General features: G+C 62.9%; 17 protein-coding genes. 11 read left to right on the top strand and 6 right to left on the bottom strand.

Translation table 11 applies throughout. The features are described 5' to 3' along the window. Positions 1 to 6 precede the first annotated feature (6 nt). Positions 7 to 891 carry a LysR substrate-binding domain-containing protein gene (locus AC1RT4_RS18925; protein WP_493086994.1) on the bottom strand — a complete coding sequence of 295 codons (885 nt, stop codon included), beginning with the start codon at positions 889 to 891 and terminating at the stop codon, positions 7 to 9. A gap of 129 nt (positions 892 to 1,020) precedes the next feature. Between AC1RT4_RS18925 and AC1RT4_RS18930 the strand changes: the two genes are divergently transcribed. Together AC1RT4_RS18930 and AC1RT4_RS18935 are read left to right on the top strand one after the other, a co-directional pair. Beyond that, positions 1,021 to 3,231: a TonB-dependent siderophore receptor gene (locus AC1RT4_RS18930; protein ID WP_493086998.1), complete on the top strand. Its 2,211-nt coding sequence runs from the start codon at positions 1,021 to 1,023 to the stop codon at positions 3,229 to 3,231. A 114-nt stretch (positions 3,232 to 3,345) separates the two neighbouring features. Further along, on the top strand, positions 3,346 to 4,143 hold the full coding sequence (locus AC1RT4_RS18935) for a MipA/OmpV family protein (RefSeq protein WP_493087000.1): 798 nt from the start codon (positions 3,346 to 3,348) through the stop codon (positions 4,141 to 4,143). A gap of 6 nt (positions 4,144 to 4,149) precedes the next feature. On the opposite strand, the gene AC1RT4_RS18940 is transcribed toward AC1RT4_RS18935, so the two are convergent. Together AC1RT4_RS18940 and moaB are read right to left on the bottom strand one after the other, a co-directional pair. Next, entirely contained in the window at positions 4,150 to 5,355 is a 1,206-nt protein-coding gene (locus tag AC1RT4_RS18940; RefSeq protein ID WP_493087002.1) for a molybdopterin molybdotransferase MoeA, read from the bottom strand. Continuing rightward, a complete protein-coding gene (gene moaB / locus AC1RT4_RS18945) occupies positions 5,352 to 5,891 on the bottom strand; it encodes a molybdenum cofactor biosynthesis protein B (protein ID WP_085608999.1) in 540 nt (179 codons plus the stop codon). Before moaB ends, AC1RT4_RS18940 begins: the two co-directional genes overlap by 4 nt. Positions 5,892 to 6,189: 298 nt before the next feature. Between moaB and AC1RT4_RS18950 the strand changes: the two genes are divergently transcribed. The 8 genes from AC1RT4_RS18950 (at position 6,190) to AC1RT4_RS18985 (ending at position 13,807) form a co-directional block, all read left to right on the top strand. Continuing rightward, complete coding sequence (locus AC1RT4_RS18950) at positions 6,190 to 7,089, top strand: LysR family transcriptional regulator (RefSeq protein ID WP_007957027.1); 900 nt, start codon at positions 6,190 to 6,192, stop codon at positions 7,087 to 7,089. Between the two features lie 160 nt (positions 7,090 to 7,249). Further along, complete coding sequence (fdhD, locus tag AC1RT4_RS18955) at positions 7,250 to 8,092, top strand: formate dehydrogenase accessory sulfurtransferase FdhD (RefSeq protein WP_493087007.1); 843 nt, start codon at positions 7,250 to 7,252, stop codon at positions 8,090 to 8,092. Continuing rightward, positions 8,089 to 8,574: a cyclic pyranopterin monophosphate synthase MoaC gene (moaC, locus tag AC1RT4_RS18960; protein ID WP_039770876.1), complete on the top strand. Its 486-nt coding sequence runs from the start codon at positions 8,089 to 8,091 to the stop codon at positions 8,572 to 8,574. The genes fdhD and moaC overlap by 4 nt, the downstream gene beginning before the upstream one ends. Further along, complete coding sequence (locus AC1RT4_RS18965) at positions 8,571 to 8,822, top strand: MoaD/ThiS family protein (RefSeq protein ID WP_493087010.1); 252 nt, start codon at positions 8,571 to 8,573, stop codon at positions 8,820 to 8,822. The genes moaC and AC1RT4_RS18965 overlap by 4 nt, the downstream gene beginning before the upstream one ends. Positions 8,823 to 8,825: 3 nt before the next feature. Then, positions 8,826 to 9,287: a molybdopterin synthase catalytic subunit MoaE gene (gene moaE / locus AC1RT4_RS18970; protein WP_493087012.1), complete on the top strand. Its 462-nt coding sequence runs from the start codon at positions 8,826 to 8,828 to the stop codon at positions 9,285 to 9,287. A 71-nt stretch (positions 9,288 to 9,358) separates the two neighbouring features. After that, positions 9,359 to 10,702, top strand: a complete 1,344-nt coding sequence (gene chrA / locus AC1RT4_RS18975) for a chromate efflux transporter (RefSeq protein ID WP_493087014.1) — start codon at positions 9,359 to 9,361, stop codon at positions 10,700 to 10,702. Between the two features lie 423 nt (positions 10,703 to 11,125). Beyond that, positions 11,126 to 12,490 carry a glutamine synthetase family protein gene (locus AC1RT4_RS18980; protein ID WP_493087016.1) on the top strand — a complete coding sequence of 455 codons (1,365 nt, stop codon included), beginning with the start codon at positions 11,126 to 11,128 and terminating at the stop codon, positions 12,488 to 12,490. 33 nt (positions 12,491 to 12,523) lie between these two features. Then, positions 12,524 to 13,807: an NAD(P)/FAD-dependent oxidoreductase gene (locus AC1RT4_RS18985; protein ID WP_493087018.1), complete on the top strand. Its 1,284-nt coding sequence runs from the start codon at positions 12,524 to 12,526 to the stop codon at positions 13,805 to 13,807. Positions 13,808 to 13,857: 50 nt separating this feature from the next. On the opposite strand, the gene AC1RT4_RS18990 is transcribed toward AC1RT4_RS18985, so the two are convergent. Continuing rightward, the gene (locus tag AC1RT4_RS18990) at positions 13,858 to 14,643 is read right to left on the bottom strand and encodes a DeoR/GlpR family DNA-binding transcription regulator (RefSeq protein ID WP_493087020.1); all 786 of its coding nucleotides are present in this window, start codon (positions 14,641 to 14,643) and stop codon (positions 13,858 to 13,860) included. Positions 14,644 to 14,888: 245 nt separating this feature from the next. Beyond that, positions 14,889 to 15,782 carry a LysR family transcriptional regulator gene (locus AC1RT4_RS18995; protein WP_493087022.1) on the bottom strand — a complete coding sequence of 298 codons (894 nt, stop codon included), beginning with the start codon at positions 15,780 to 15,782 and terminating at the stop codon, positions 14,889 to 14,891. Positions 15,783 to 15,866: 84 nt separating this feature from the next. Here AC1RT4_RS18995 and AC1RT4_RS19000 point away from each other — a divergent pair, with 84 nt between their 5' ends. Then, complete coding sequence (locus AC1RT4_RS19000) at positions 15,867 to 16,643, top strand: NAD(P)H-dependent oxidoreductase (RefSeq protein ID WP_493087024.1); 777 nt, start codon at positions 15,867 to 15,869, stop codon at positions 16,641 to 16,643. Positions 16,644 to 16,686: 43 nt separating this feature from the next. Here AC1RT4_RS19000 and AC1RT4_RS19005 read toward each other — a convergent pair whose 3' ends face one another. Further along, the gene (locus AC1RT4_RS19005; protein WP_007957055.1) at positions 16,687 to 17,202 is read right to left on the bottom strand and encodes a transporter suffix domain-containing protein; all 516 of its coding nucleotides are present in this window, start codon (positions 17,200 to 17,202) and stop codon (positions 16,687 to 16,689) included. Between the last annotated feature and the right edge of the window lie 12 nt (positions 17,203 to 17,214).

The following is a 17,214-nucleotide window of genomic DNA, read 5'->3' on the forward strand; positions in this document are numbered from 1 at the left end:
AACTCATCAATCCGCCAGCTGATCGTTGAACCATTCCAGCATCTGCGTCACCGCCGGGCGCTCCAGCCGCACCCGCTCACAGACCAGTGCGTATTGGCCCAGCGCGGTCATGCTGGAGGTGAACGGCCGCACCAGACGCCCGTTCTGCAAATCTTCCTGCGCGGTGAGGTTGTCGCCCATGGCAACGCCCTGCCCTTGTGCCGCCGCTTCCAGCGCCAGACCGGCGTGGGCGAAATACAACTGGCGTTCCGGGCGCAGGTCGCCGGCATGGCTGGTGAGCCACGCGGTCCAGGTCTTGCCGTCCTGATCGTCGTGCAGCAGACAGTGCCGGGCCAGATCCTTGGGGGTTTTCAGGTTGCCCTGGTTGAACAGGCCGGGGCTGCACACCGGGAAAAACTGCAACGCCGGCAACGGGCGAACGAAATACGCACTGCTGTCCACCGGGCCGGTGCCGTAGGTGATCGCCAGATCGATGTCTTCGCCGGGCGCGGTGGCGTCGATCGGTTGTTCGTAGAGGTGCAAGGTGATGTGCGGATAACGCGCGTAGAAATCGGTGAGACGGTTCATCAGCCACTTCTGCGCCAGCTCCGCCGTCACCGCCAGCCGCAACACCGCGAGCGAAGACGGATCACGCAACTCGTCGCAGGCATCGCCGATCAGTTCGAAGGCCTGTTGCAGGCTCTGCATCAAGCGCCCGGCGGCGATGGTCGGGCGAATCTGCCGGCCCTCGCGGATGAACAGCGGCACGCCCAGTTGCTCTTCGAGCTGGCGGATCTGATGGCTGACGGCGCTGTCGGTGACGCACAGCTCGGCGGCGGCCCGGCCGAAGTGCGCGTGACGGGCGGCGCATTCGAAGGTTCGCAGGGCGGCCAGGGAAGGTAGTCGGCGCATCGGGGTTGATCCTCTTCTTGTAGGCCAGACTGCGAATAATTCCACACCCGGGTTCCCTTTTGCATCGCTCGTTCGGTTAACCCACCAGAAGCACTTCAACACCGATCGATTCGATGCAAAGGGATCTCCATGTCGCACGTCCGTTTCCGTTTTGCCTTGCGCCCGCTGGCGCTGGCCGTTGTGAGTTTTGCCGCCACCGCCAACGCCGCTGAAGTCCCGGCCAAAAAAGAAACCCTGCAACTGGGCGCGACCAATATTTCCGCCCAGGGGCTGGGTGCCACCACCGAAGGCACGCAGTCTTACACCACCGGCGCGACGTCCTCGGCCACCGGCCTACCGCTGTCGCTGCGCGAAACCCCGCAATCGGTGACGGTGATCACCCGCCAGCAAATGGACGACCGTGGCGTACAGAGCGTCGGCGATGCGCTGCGCAACACACCGGGCATTTCGACCCAGAAATACGACAGCGACCGCACCGAGTTTTCCGCTCGCGGTTTTGCCATCACCAACTTCCAGTACGACGGCGTCAACCTGCCCTACGACGGCGTCTACGGCGAGAACCCGAACAACGGCGACGACGCCTCCAGCATCGACCGTGTGGAAGTGATCAAGGGCGCCACCGGCCTGATGACCGGTTCGGGCGATCCGTCGGCCACGGTCAATTTGATCCGCAAGAAGCCGACCAAAGAGTTCAAGGCCTCGATCAGTGGCACCGTCGGTTCGTGGGATGCCTATCGCACCGTCGGCGATATTTCCGGTTCGCTGACCGATTCGGGCAATGTGCGCGGGCGTTTTGTCGGCGCGTATTCGGACAAGAATTCCTACCTCGATCACTACAGCCAGAAGAAGGATCTGTTCTACGGCATCCTCGAAGCCGACCTGACCGACGACACCCTGCTGACCTTCGGCATCGACAAGTCCAGCACCACCCCACGCGGCACCTCGTGGACCGGCAACCCGGTGTACTTCGCCGACGGCGGCCGCACCGATTTCCCGCGCCACTTCAACAACGGCGCCGACTGGAGCCGTCGCGATTTCGACAACATCACCTACTTCGCCTCGCTGGAGCAGGCGCTGGCCAACGACTGGAAATTCAAGGTCAGCCTCGACCAGAAAACCACCGACCACGACACTCGACTGGCGTCTGCCAGTGGCGGCAACCCGGATCGCACCACCGGCGAAGGCATGTTCCTGTACTGGGGCCGCTGGGAAGGTCATCGGGTGCAGAACACCGCTGACGTCAATGTCTCCGGCCCGTTCACCCTCGGCGGCCGCGAGCATGAGCTGATCGCCGGCGTGATGACCTCGCACTCGCGCCAGACCGGTTCGACCTACGACACCAGTGCCTTCTCACAAGTACCGGGCAGCATCTACGACTGGAACGGCGACCTGCCGAAACAGGACTTCCCGAAGAACGGCAAATACGAACGCACCCAGAGCCAGAACGGCGTTTACCTGGCCACCCGCCTGCACCCGACCGACGATTTGTCGGTGATCCTCGGCAGCCGCCTGAGCACCTTTAAATACAACGAAGACTACCGCTACAACGCCGGTGCCGGCCTGAGCGACACGCATGCCAGCTACAAGGAACACGGCGTGGTCACGCCGTACGCGGGGCTGGTCTATGACCTCGACGACACCTACTCCGTGTACACCAGCTACACCCGCATCTACCAGCCGCAGACCTACAAGGACATCAACGGCTCGACCCTGGCCCCGGTGGAAGGCGACAGCTATGAAGCCGGTCTGAAAGCCGCGTACTTCGACGGTCGCCTGAACGCCAGCCTGGCGTTTTTCCGTATCGAACAGGACGGTGTCGCCGAGTCGATCGGCACCAACGCCGTCACCAACGAAGGCATCTACAAAGCCATCGACGGCGCCACCACCAAAGGCGTGGAGATGGAACTGGCCGGCGAACTGGCCGACGGCTGGAACGTCTCCGCCGGCTACACCTACGCCCGCACCCGCGATGCCGACGAACAGCGGATCTACGGCTACCCGCTATCCACCACCAAACCGGAACACGTGGTGCGCACCTTCACCACCTATCGCCTGCCGGGCATGCTCGACAAGGTCACCGTCGGTGGCGGCATCAGCTGGCAGAGCGCATTCTACGGCAAGATCTACAGCGCTCCGGCCGGTGACTACACGCGCATCAAACAGGGCGGCTACACCCTGGTCGACCTGATGACCCGCTATCAGTACAACGAGCACCTGAGCTTCACCGTCAACGCCAACAACGTGTTCGACAAGAAGTACCTGACGGGCCTTGGCAACTTCGACACCACGTTCTACGGCGAGCCGCGCAACCTGATGCTCACCACCAAATGGGACTTCTGATTCCGCGCCAACGGCGGCTTCACAGTCTTTGACAGTTTCCCGACAAAGCTGCCAAAGATTGCCGGCCGCCACCTCACTAGCATGGGCGCATCCAACCTCCCCCTCGGGTGCCCCATGCCGGTTTCGTTACGCACATTTTCGCTGTCCCTGACCTCCCTTTGCCTGCTGCTGCCGGGCGATTCGCTGCGCGCCGAAGACTGGCACGCGACCCTGCGCGCCGGTGCGGCCAGTGCGCCGCGTTACAGCGGCAGTGATGAGCGGGTGGTAGCGCCGTTGGTGGGGGTCGAAATCGTCAGCCCTTACGGCGTGTTTCTCGACAGCAGTCGAGGCCTTGGCTGGGGCTTCGACGAAGAGGATTTCGGCCTCAGCGTATACGTCGGCGCCAGCGACGTGCGCAAGGATCGCAAGACCGGATTCAAAGGCTCGGACGAGCTCAACGGCATGGGTTCGATCAAGTCGCGTCCGGTGATCGGGCTCGACGGCACCTATCACATGGGCCCGATAATCCTCGGCGCGAGCTTCGAACATGCGCTGGAAAAGGACGACGATGACCACGACACCGGATCGTCGTGGAATCGCCTCAAGCTGAGCATCAGCGCGCCGTTCTACGAAGGGCGTTACGGCAAGGTTACCGGCGGCCTCAACAGCCAGTTCGGCGACAGCAACTACATGCGCACCTGGTACGGCGTCAGCGACGCCCAGGCCACGCGCAGCCAGTTCCACGCGTACAAGGCCCGGGCCGGGTTGGTCAGTCGCGGTGCGGATCTGACCTGGTCGTTGCCGCTGGATGAACAATGGAGCGTGTCGACCGTTCTGGCGGTGCAGTACCTGAGCCACGAAGCGGCCGACAGCCCGATTGTCGAGCGCCGCTTGCAGACCTCACTCGCCGGGCAAGTGGTCTACACCTTTTGATCGTGCTCAGAACAGCTCGCTGAACGGGATGAAACGCAGCGGATCGCCAATCTGCAAGGTGCTGTTCTCGGGGATTTCCACCAGCCCGTCGGCCCAGGTCGCGCCGAGCAGAACCCCGGAACTCTGATTCGGATACAGCGCCGCCTGCCCGCCCTCCAGACGCACGCGCAGGTATTCGCGACGGCTGCCGGGTTTCGGCCAGTCGAAGCCGGCGTTGACCATGAAGCTCAGCGGCATCACCTCTTCCACGCCTTGAATCCGCAGCAGGTACGGGCGCGCCAGCAGGCCGAAGGTCACCAGTGCCGAGGTCGGATTGCCCGGCAGACCGATCACCGGCACCGTGCCGAAATGGCCGACCGTCAGCGGTTTGCCGGGTTTGATCGCGAGTTTCCACAGCAGCGGTTTGCCATTGTCACGCAGCACCTGACCGAGGCAATCGGCATCACCGGCAGACACGCCTCCCGTAGTCAGAATCAAGTCGGCCGCGACCTGCAGTTGCTCGAGTTTGAGCCGGGTCTGCGCCGGACGATCGGGAAGGATCCCGGCGTCGATCACTTCGCAACCCAATTCGCGTAACCAGTGGTCGAGCAAGGTGCGATTGCTGTTGTAGATGCTGCCGGGGCGCAGCGGTTGCCCTGGTTCCACCAGTTCATCACCAGTCGACAGCAACGCCACGCGCGGGCGACGCACCACCGGCAAATGGGTCATCCCCTGCCCTGCGGCGACGGCCAGTTCGAACGGGCCGAGGCGTTTGCCGGCGCGCAGCAAGGTGTCGCCGACGCGATTTTCCTGGCCCTGGGCGCGGATGTTCTGGCCGACTTTCAGCGGTTGCAGGAAACGGACGCGGCCGTCTTCGAGCACCTCGACGTTTTCCTGCATCTCCACGCAATTGGCGCCGGTGGGCAACGGCGCGCCGGTGAAGATTCGTGCACAGGTGCCGGGCAGCAACGCATCCGGCGCCAGCCCGGCGTAGACCCGTTGTGAAACGCTCAATGGCTGGCGATGCAGGTCAGCGAGGTTCAGGGCGTAACCGTCCATGGCGCTGTTCGGCCACGGCGGCAGGTCGAGGGTGGCGACCAGATCGCTGGCCAGCACGCGTCCACGCGCTTCATTGAGCGGCATCGATTCACTGTCCGGCAGACGTTGCTCATCGGCCATCGCCAACAGTTGGTCGAGGGCGTCCTCGACCGGCATCAAACCCGGCTTGCTCATCCGCGCGGCCCGCAGGCTTGCACCGGTTTGAGGTGCGGGACGAAGTTGCACGGGCGATGGCGGTTATCCAGTTGTTCGGCGAGGATGCCTTCCCACGCGGTGCGGCAGGCGCCGGTGGAACCCGGCAGGCAGCACACCAGTGTGCCGTTGGACAGGCCGGCCAGCGCGCGGCTTTGCACGGTCGAGGTGCCGATGTCGAGAATCGAGATGGCGCGGAACAGCTCGCCAAAGCCGTCGATCTGCTTGTCCAGCAGGCAGGCCACGGCTTCCGGGGTGCTGTCGCGCCCGGTGAAACCGGTGCCGCCGGTGATCAGCACCACTTGAATGTTGTCGTCGGCGATCCACTGCGCGACCTGGGCGCGGATCTTGTACAGATCATCCTTGAGCAGGTTGCGTTCGCTCAAGGTGTGGCCGGCTTCCAGCAGACGGCTGACCAGCAACTGGCCGGAGGTGTCGCTGGCGTAATCGCGGGTATCGCTGACCGTCAGCACGGCAATATTCAGGGGAACGAACAAGGCATCCGATTTAACACTCATGGCACTCTCCGGCCGTCGTCAATTCAATGGGTGACGAGCCTAAGTGCCGCTTGTGAGGGCTGTCTAATCACTCTGGCCAACCACACTATCGACCTGCTCTATCGGTGAATTTTTTCAGTCCCTCGACCGCTGTCCGGCCCAATGAAACCGGGCGTCATCGAAACCCTCGATAAGCTCTTAAACACTGCCGATTGGACGAAAAAAGCCCTCAATGGGATCGTCGCTCCCTGCGCTTTACGTGCGCCGTACGCATCTGCGTCAATACTCAATCAAAATTCCTTATCGAGCAGGTGCCGTCGTGGACATCAAACAACTCAAGTTCCTGATCGCGCTGGACGAAACCCGCCACTTCGGCCAGGCCGCCGCGCGCTGCCACATCACCCAGCCGACCCTGTCGATGCGCCTGCGCAATCTGGAAGACGAGCTGGATCTGGTGCTGGTCAATCGCGGCCAGCGCTTCGAAGGGTTCACCCAGGCCGGCGAGCGCGTACTGGCCTGGGCCCGCACCCTGCTGGCGGCCCACGACGGGTTGTTTGCCGAAGCCGCGGCCTGCCGGGGGCAACTGGTCGGTAGCCTGCGCCTGGGGCTGGTGCCGCTGAGCAACTTCAATCCGGTGAATTACATTCAGGGTTTGTCCGGGACTTATCCGGAACTGAAATACAGCCTGTCGTCGCTGAGTTCGGACGAAATCATCGAAGGCCTGGGCAACAATCAGCTGGACCTGGGCGTGTGTTATCTGGACCACGTCAACCCGAACTATTTCGAGTTCTTCGAGATCGGCGAGACCCGCGTCGGCCTGCTCTACGACACCCGCCACTTTCATTTCGAAGGCCCGGAAATGAGCTGGGAAGACGCCGCCGAACTGCCGCTGGGGATGATCACCACCGGCATGCACTACCGAAAGTCCATCGACCTGAGTTTCCGCAGCCGCGGACTGAATCCGCAGCCGATCATGGAAAGCGATTCGACCTATCAATTGCTGCAGGCGATTCACCAAGGCTTCTGCTGCTCGATCATGCCGCTGGACAGCGGTCTGGAAGAACCAATCGAACATCTGGCCTTTATCAACCTGCCGGATGCCAGCGTACTTGCGCCGCTGGGGCTGGTGATGCGCAAGACCGAACCGCGTTCGGCGATTGCCGAGAAGTGTTTTGCCGAGGCGCGCAAGATGTTCGGGATCGAGGCGCCTGCCGTTTAACCCTCCCCACGTTGCCTGAAACGTTGCACTTCGGTGCAGCGTCTTCAGGTTCGCCTGCGGTCATCGACCAATCCAATCACTGCATCGGAACAAGCGATTGGACGCACTTTTCCCTGCCCCGTAGCCTGAACCCACTTCAGCGCTTCGGGGACTTTTCAAGATGCTGTGCCAAGTTGAACAACTCATCGAACCGGGCGACGCCAACGCCCCCGCGCCACAACCGGCGCAAGTGGCCTACCGCGAATACCTCGACGATGCGCCGGTGTCCCACGCGGCGCTGGCGGCCGAAATCGCTTTGGCCATCAGCTACAACGGCCTGAATCAGGCCGTGATGATGGTCTCGCCAGGCAACATCGAGGACTTCATTCGCGGCTTCAGCCTCAGCAACGCCATCGTCGACCGACTCGACGATATCCACGACATTCGCCTGACCCATTTCGACCAGGCCTGCCAGGCCGACGTGCAGATTTCCAGCCGTGCGTTCTGGGCTCTGAAAGATCACCGACGGCAGATGGCGGGCACCAGCGGTTGCGGCCTCTGCGGCGTGGAAGCCCTTGAGCAGGCGCTGCCGCAACTGGAGATTCTGAACCCGACGCTGCTGCCACCGGCCGCGCATTTCGAGGGCATCCGCCAGCGCATCGAACAGGCCCAGCAACTGGCCCGCAGCAGCGGCGCCCTGCACGCGGCGTTGTACTTCGATGCCGACGGCGAAGCGTTGCTGTGCCGCGAAGACATCGGCCGCCACAACGCCCTCGACAAACTGATCGGCGCCCTGCAATTCGAAGGCCTCGATGCGCGTCAGGGCTTCGTCGTGGTCACCAGCCGTTGCAGCCTCGAACTGATCCACAAAGCCGTGCGCGCCCGCCTCGGCACCCTCGTCAGCCTGTCCGCCCCCACCGCGTTGACCGTGCGCTGGGCGCTCAAACACCGCTTGAACCTGATCCACGTCCCGCACCGCAATGCCCCCCGAATCTACAGTCCGATCCAGGAGCCCACCGCATGAGCAACACCCTCACCCACCTCGACGATCAGGGCCGAGCCAACATGGTCGACGTCAGCGACAAAGCCGCGACCCGCCGCGAAGCCACTGCGCAGGCCTGGGTGCAGATGCGCCCGGAAACCCTGCAAATGATCCAGTCCAACGGCCACCCCAAGGGCGATGTGTTCGCCGTCGCGCGGATCGCCGGGATTCAGGCCGCCAAGCGTACCCACGAGTTGATTCCGCTGTGTCACGCGCTGCTGCTCAGTTCGATCCACGTCGAGCTCAAGGCCTGCGAACCGGACCGCGTGCAGATCACCAGCACCTGCCGCCTCACCGGCCAGACCGGCGTCGAACTCGAAGCCCTGACCGCCGCCAGCGTCGCCGCGCTGACCATCTACGACATGTGCAAAGCGGTGGACCGGGCGATGGTCATCGGCGACATCCGCCTGCTGAGCAAACAGGGCGGCCGCTCCGGCCACTTTCAATGGGAGAACCCGCAATGATTCTGATCAACTACTTCGCCAGCTACCGTGACCGGCTCAACCTGGGCGGTGAAAAGATTCCGGCCAGCGGCACCCTCGCTTGTGTCGAGGACGTGCGGCAGATGCTGATGCAGCGCGGCGATGTCTGGCGTGAAGTGCTCGGCGCCGGCAACCTGATGTGCGCGGTGAATCAGGAGCTGTGTCAGCCGGATCAGGCGATCGAGGATTTCGACGAGATTGCGTTTTTCCCGCCAGTTACGGGGGGTTGAGGCATGGGTGTTCGAGTCCAGCGTAAAGGCTTCGATGCCGGTCAGTTGATTGCCGACCTGCATGCGCGCAATCCACGGGTCGGCGCGGTGGTGAATTTCATTGGCTATGTGCGGGATCTGAACGTCGGGCAGTCGGTGACCGAGCTGTTTCTGGAGCACTATCCGGGCATGACCGAGAAGGCTTTGGAGCAGATTGCCGAGCAGGCTCGCGAGCGGTGGCCGCTATTGGCGGTGGAGATTGTGCATCGGGTCGGCGCGCTGTCGGTGACCGAGCCGATCGTGTTTGTTGGCGTCAGCAGCAAGCATCGGCATGCAGCGTTCGAGGCCTGTGCGTTCATCATGGATGTGCTGAAGACGCGGGCGCCGTTCTGGAAGCGTGAGACTACGCAGGAGGGTTCGCATTGGGTCGAGGCGCGGGAGAGTGATCAGAATGCGGCGTTTCGCTGGAGTCTGGCGCATGCCTGACCGGGTACTGTCGAATGCAACAAAAGCCTGATTAGATAGCGACTCCCGCCGATTCGAACGTGGAGCCGCACTTGAGCGAAACGCCAAAGGACTTGCCCCGCCCTCAACCCATCACCCTGCGCCAGGCCTGGCCCTTCTGGCTGAAACTCGGCTGCATCGGCTTCGGCGGCCCCGCAGGGCAGATCGCGATCATGCATCAGGAACTGGTGGAGCGCCGGCGCTGGATCTCCGAGCGGCGTTTCCTGCATGCGCTCAACTACTGCATGTTGCTGCCCGGTCCCGAGGCCCAGCAACTGGCGACCTACATCGGCTGGCTGCTGCACCGCACCCGTGGCGGCGTGCTGGCCGGGGCGCTGTTTGTGTTGCCGTCGCTGCTGATCCTGATCGCTCTTTCCTGGATTTATATTGCGCTTGGCGACCTGCCAGCGGTGGCCGGTGTGTTTTACGGGATCAAACCGGCGGTGACCGCAATCGTGTTGCACGCGGCCCATCGCATCGGTTCGCGAGCCTTGAAGAACAACTGGCTGTGGGCAATTGCCGGGGCCGCGTTCGTGGCGATCTTTGCTTTCAACGTGCCGTTCCCGCTGATCGTCCTCGGCGCGGCATTGATCGGCTATTTCGGTGGACGTTGGGCACCGCAGCGGTTCAGCAACGGCGGTCATCGTGGCAGCGAAAAGTCCTTCGGCCCGGCCCTGATCGATGACGACACCCCGCCACCCGAACATGCACGGTTCAGCCTGCCGAGGCTGCTGCGTCTGGTGCTGATCGGCGCGTTGCTGTGGTGCCTGCCGATGGCGTTGCTGACAATATTGTTCGGTTGGGACGGCACCTTCACGCAGATGGGCTGGTTCTTCACCAAAGCGGCGCTGCTCACCTTCGGCGGCGCTTACGCTGTCCTGCCCTACGTGTATCAAGGTGCGGTCGGGCATTACGGCTGGCTGACGCCGACGCAGATGATCGACGGCCTGGCGCTGGGCGAAACCACGCCGGGGCCGTTGATCATGGTGGTGGCGTTTGTCGGGTTTGTCGGCGCTTACGTGCAACCGACATTCGGCCCGGAACACGCGTTCGCCGCCGGCGCGCTGGCCGCGACGCTGGTGACCTGGTTCACCTTCCTGCCCTCGTTCCTGTTCATCCTCGCCGGCGGGCCGTTGGTGGAGTCGACGCACAACGAACTGAAATTCACTGCGCCACTGACCGCGATCACCGCAGCGGTGGTCGGGGTGATCCTCAATCTGGCGTGTTTCTTTGCTTATCACGTGTTCTGGCCCGTCGGTTTTGCCGGTCAGCCCGATGTTTTCTCGATCGTACTGGCCCTCGTGGCCGCCCTCGCCCTGTTCTTTTTCAAGCGCGGTGTGATCGAGGTGTTGATCGTTTGCGCCCTCGTCGGGCTGGGGTTTTACCTGCTGCGCTGAACCGGGGGGCATGCCACCGCTCGCGGAATCAGGCGTTTACTTATCCGGGGATTCCCCCTTACTATCCAGCCACACCGGCATGGCGGGACTCTCCCGCCGCCGACGTTTTCCGCCAACGGAAACACGCGTCATGAGCACGTCACTACAACAATCAGAATCGTTGAACGTCTCTGCACTGTGCGCCCTCCTTCACAGGGGCCGCGCATGAATCGCATCGTCAATCTCCCCATGGCCCTGAGCCGCTCCAAGCTGCGTCACTCCGCACGCCCGCCGGATATCTGCCTGCCCGTCTGATCGCGCCGTTAAAAACCGCGACAGCTCCCCCTTTTTTTCGATATCCCTGCCAGGACGCCCGCGCCTTTTGCCGAGCTGCGTCCGGCCCGAATCTGCGCGCCTGTGCGGCGCCATCGTGAGTGATTGATTATGAAATTCGCAGCCATTGAAGACGCCCGTCGCTTTCTCGAGCAGAACCCCGACATCGACATGATCGAGCTGTTCATCCTCGACGCCAACGGCGTGCCGCGCGGCAAGCTGTTGCACCGCGAAGAACTGCTCGCCGTGTACGAAAGCGGTCGCCCGCTGCCAAGCACGATTCTCGGCCTGACCGTGCATGGCGAAGACGTGGAAAACTCCGGTCTGGTCTGGGACGTCGGCGACATCGACTGCCGCGCCTATCCGCTGGAAGGCAGTCTGGTGCGCCTGCCGTGGCGGCAGATTCCGACCGCTGCGGTGCAGGTCAGCATGCACCCGGAACAAGGCATGCCGGCGAGCATTGCCGACCCGCGTCACCTGTTGATCAAGGTCATCGACCGCTTGAAAGCCGAGGGTTACCACCCGGTAATGGCCTGCGAGCTGGAGTTCTATCTGCTCGACGCCAAACGCGATCACAACGGTCGCCCGCAACCGGCTCTGGATGCCGACGGTGGTCGACCGAGACACACGCAGGTCTACGGTTTGCGCGAGCTGGAACAGATCGAACCGTTCCTCGCCGATCTTTATAGCGCCTGCAAACTGCACGGCATTCCGGCACGCACGGCGATCTCGGAATACGCGCCGGGCCAGGTGGAAATCACCCTCGAACACGGCGATGCACTGGAGGCGATGGACCAGGCTGTGCGCTACAAACGGCTGGTCAAAGCCGTGGCGCACAAGCACGGGATGCAGGCGACGTTCATGGCCAAGCCGTTCGATCACCTGGCCGGCACCGGCATGCACATGCACGTCAGCCTCGCCGATGCCGAGGGACGCAATCTGTTTGCCTCCGAAGACCCGGCCGGCACCCCGCTGCTGCGCACGGCGATTGGCGGGATGCTCGCCTCGTTGCTCGATTCGCTGCTGTTGTTCTGCCCGAACGCCAACTCCTACCGCCGCTTCCAGGCCAACAGCTATGCGCCACTGGCGCCGACCTGGGGCGTCGACAACCGTACTGTCAGCCTGCGCGTGCCCGGCGGCCCGGCCAACACCCGGCATATCGAACACCGCATCTGCGGCGCCGATGCCAACCCGTATCTGGCAGCGGCGGCGATCCTGGCGGGCATTCATCGCGGGATAATAGAAGACATCGATCCGGGTGAACCGGTGGAAGGCAACGGTTACGCGCAGGCGAAAGAATTGCTGCCGACCGACTGGCTGACTTCGCTCACAGCACTGGAAAATTCGGTGTGGGCACGGGACGCGCTGGGGCAGGAATTCCTCGGCGTGTATCTGGCGGTGAAACGTGCGGAATACCGGCAGTTCATGGCCGAAGTGGGTGAGCAGGACTGGCGCTGGTATCTGACCGAAGCCTGATCCTTTTTTCCTCTTTTTGCCCTGGATACCGACATGACTGAACGCAGCAATTCCTACTACACCGCGACCCTCAACCGCGACACCGACTACCCGACCCTGCAAGGCCGGCACAAGGTCGATGTGGTGATCATCGGCGGCGGTTTCACCGGCGTCGCCACAGCCGTCGAGTTGGCCGAAAAAGGCCTGAAAGTCGCCATCGTCGAAAGCCACAAGATCGGCTGGGGCGCCACCGGGCGCAATGGTGGGCAGGTCACCGGCAGCCTGTCCGGCGACGGTGCGATGCGCAAACAGATGCGCAACACCTTGGGCGATGAGGTCGACGATTTCATCTGGCACCTGCGCTGGCGCGGCCACGAAATCATCAAGCAGCGGGTCGAGAAATACGCCATCGATTGCGACCTCAAGCACGGCCACTTGCACGCCGCGTACAAGCCGAGCCACATGGCCGGTTTGCGCAGCGATTACGACGAAGCCGTGCGTCGCGGCATGGGTGATGAAGTCAGCCTGCTCGACCGCAGCCAGGTGCGCGATCTGCTGCAAAGCGAGCTCTATCACGGCGCAATCAAGAACACCCGCAACATGCACCTGCACCCGCTCAACCTGTGCATCGGCGAGGCGCGGGCGGCGGAAAGTCTCGGCGCGCTGATCTTCGAAAACAGCGAAGTGCTGGAGATCATTCATGGCGACAGCCCCGGCGTGCGCACCGCTCACGGCCGGATCGACGCCAATCAGGTGCTGCTGGCCGGCGACGTCTACCACAAGCTCGAACCGGGCCAGCTCAAGGGCAAGATCTTCCCGGCCATGGGCGGCATCGTCACCACCGAACCGCTGGGGGATCTAGCCAAGCAGATCAACCCTGAAGACCTGGCCGTTTACGACTGCCGCTTCGTCCTCGACTACTACCGCCTCACCGCCGACGGCCGCCTGCTGTTCGGCGGCGGCGCCAACTACAGCGGCAAGGACTCACGGGACATCGCCGGCGAACTGCGGCCATGCATCGAACAGACTTTCCCGGCGCTCAAAGGGGTGAAGATCGATTACCAGTGGAGCTGCGCGATGGGCATCGTCATCAACCGCATCCCGCAACTGGGCAAGCTCTCGGACAACGTCTGGTATTGCCAGGGCTACTCGGGCCACGGCATCGCCACGACCCACATCATGGGTGAAATCATGAGTCGGGCGATCACCGGGCAGATGCAGCAGTTCGACACGTTCGCCGCGTGCTCGCACATTCGCGTGCCGATGGGCGATCTGCTGGGGAATCCAATGCTGGCGGCGGGCATGTGGTACTACCAGATGCTCGAAAAACTGCGCTGATCGAACAGGCCCCATCTCCAGTGATGGGGCCCTTTTTTTGCCGCAAAACCTCAGTCAGGCAACTGCTCCACCTCAATCCCCAACCGCCGATAATCCTCGACACTCCCCGACGCCACATGCCGTTCGGTGATCAGCGTGTGCAAGCGCTCGCACGGCGCCACCACAAACGGCTCCACCGCCCCGAGCTTGTCCGCCGTGGTCACGGCAATCACCCGCGCCGCACAGTCGAGCAGCGCCTGCTTGACCGGCACCTCATCGAAATGCAGCGAGGTGATGCCCACCTCCGGATGAATCGCGCAGACCCCGGTGATCGCCAGATCCGCCTTGATCCCCGACAGCAGCCGCAACGCCTCATGACCGCCAGCCGACATGGTTTTCGGGTTCAACTGCCCGCCCGCCAGAATCACCTTGATGCCCGGATATTCGGACAACGCGATCGCCGTCATCGGTGAGGCCGTGACCGCCGTTAGGCTGATGTCCCTGGGCAACGAGCGCGCCACCTGCAACGAAGTGGAACCGGAGTCGAACATCACCGTTTGCCCATTCCGAATCTGCTGCGCCGCCAACTGCGCCAGACGAATCTTCACCTCGTCGATCTCGTCCAGCCGGGTGAAGTAATCCTTGCCGGTGTCCTTGGGCCTCGGCAGCGCGCCGCCGTGCACCCGCTGCACCAGTCCGGCGCTGTCCAGCTCGGCCAGATCGCGGCGGATGGTGTCTTCCGACACCGCAAAATGCTGGCTCAACTCGGACGCCATGACCTTGCCGTCACGTTCAAGGATCAGCAGGATTTTCTGCCGGCGCAAGGAAGGAAGCTCGGAAGCGGAATGGTCGTGCATGGTTTTGCCTGTTTGTGCTTTTAATTGCAGGTTTGCGCGAGCTTAGCCAAGCAAACCTGCAAACACAATGCCGGTATCAATGGCTTCGATCATTGGAATCACGAAGCCGAATTTTTTCTTTTGACCCGCCCCCGGCAGAATGGCCCCACTTTCAAAAGGACCAGGATGAACACCCCATGAACCTCAATTTCGCTTTCGCCTGCATGGTCGTCGTGTCGTTTGCCATCGCGCTCGGGCATGCCTGATCAGACCGACGCCGCCAGATGCTCGCGAAACCATTTGTGCGCCGGGTCGCGGTGCGAACGCTCGGCCCAGAGCATGGCCATTTCGTAGCCCGGCACTTCCAGCGGCGGCTCGACCACTTGCAGCGCGGCATTGCCGCGCGCCAGCCGTGACGGCAGCATCGCCACCAGATCGGTGCTGGCCAGCACCGACATCAGCAACAGAAAGTGCGGCACCGACAGCACCACTTTTCGCGTAAGCCCCACCTCCGCCAGCGCCTTGTCCGTCACCCCGAAAAAACCTCCGCCCTCCGGCGACACCAGCACATGCTCCAGCTCGCAGAATTGCGCGCGGGTTGGCTTGCGTTGCAGTTTCGGGTGCCCGGCGCGACCGGCCAGCACATAGCGTTCGGTGAATAGTGCACGCCGGTGCAGTTCCAGCGGCGCGTCCTCGCTGGTGTGCAGCGCCAGATCGATCACACCCTGCTCCGCCTGCTTGACCAATTGCCGGGGCGACAGATCGAGCACCGCCAGCCGCGTGCCCGGCGCCTGGGTGCGCAGCCCGCCGAGGGCCGGCAGCAGAATGGTCGACTCGCCGTAATCCGAGGCTGCGACTTTCCAGGTATGGGTCGCCTGCGCCGGATCGAACGGACTGGCCGGCGCCACCGCCCGCTCCAACGCTTCCAGCGCCTCGCGCAACGGTTCGCGCAATTCATCGGCCCGCGCCGTCGGGCGCATGCCACGGGGGCCCGGCAGCAACAGTGGATCGCCAAAAATCTCCCGTAACCGGGCCAGATGCACGCTCACCGAGGGCTGCGACAGGTGCAGCCGTTGCGCGGCGCGGGTGACGTTGTGCTCGGACAGCAGCACATCGAGGGTCAGCAGCAGGTTGATATCCAGCCGTCTCAAATTATTCATGGCTATACCAGACATATCAGACATTCATTTCCAATATACCTGCCGGGCGCCGATCCTGCTGTCACTCAGCAACGGAGTCTCACCATGAATGTGCTACTGGTCTACGCCCACCCCGAACCGCAATCGCTCAACGGCGCGCTCAAGGACTTCACCGTCCAGCGCCTGGAAGCCGCCGGCCACACCTTGCAGGTTTCCGATCTCTACGCCATGAACTGGAAAGCCAGCCTCGACGCCGATGACAGCCCGGGTCGCGACAGCACTCGCCCGTTCGACGCGTCCCTCGATTCGAAACTCGCCTTCGAGCAAGGCCGGCAAGCCGCCGACATCATCGCCGAGCAGGCCAAACTGCTGTGGGCCGACACCCTGATCCTGCAGTTCCCGCTGTGGTGGTTTTCCATGCCGGCGATCCTCAAGGGCTGGGTCGAGCGCGTGTACGCCTACGGATTTGCCTACGGTGTCGGCGAACACTCCGATTCTCGTTGGGGCGACCGCTACGGCGAAGGCACCTTGAAAGGCAAACGGGCGATGCTGATGGTGACCGCCGGCGGCTGGGAATCGCACTACAGCCCGCGCGGAATCAACGGCCCGATCGATGATCTGCTGTTCCCGATTCATCACGGGATTCTGTATTACCCGGGCTTCGAGGTGCTGCCGCCGTTCGTGGTGTATCGCACCGGGAAGATGGATGAGGTGCGGTTTGCCCAGACGTGCGAAGAACTGGGCGCGCGGCTGGATGAGTTGTGGAGTACGCGGCCGATCGGATTTCGGCGGCAGAATGCCGGGGATTACAAGATTCCGGCGCTGACCTTGAAGGACGATATTGCGCCGGGCAGCGAAGGCTTCGCCGCCCACCTGAAATAGCCGCTCCCCTCAAAAAAGCAGGGGGCATGGCCCCCTGTTTTTTTTATTCCACCACCACCCGCGCCTTGCGCACGAACAGCGCATGCACCTTGTCCCAGAAATTGCCGCCCAGCACGAAAAAGCTGCCGACGAACATCAGGTCGCCCAGCGCCTGCATCTGCCAGAGGTTGGGCCGCACGCCCGGGAAGAAGTTGTCGAAATACGGTTCCAGGAAGGACGACAGCAGCGGCAGGCAGAACATCACCACGCCGATCTTGTGGCGCATCGGGCTGACTTCGGCCACCGGGGTCGGAATCACGCCGGAAATATAGTGGCCGATCGTGCGCTTGAGCTCGGCGAACCCGGCCTTGCCCATCACCGCGATTACCAGCAGCAACAGCACTTTATTGCTGATGAACAACACCCCGGTCAGCGCCGCGACTTTCGAGCCCGGCACATCGAGGGCGGCGGCAATCGGCACCATCAGCCACGAACCGAGCATCAGGCAGATGATTGCCACGCCGACCTTGAAACGCCAGCTGGCGCTGGTGGGGGCAAGCGGTTCTTGAGCAGTGTCCATGGCTTCCTACCT

This window comes from Pseudomonas sp. GW821-FHT11D10, from assembly GCF_058808435.1.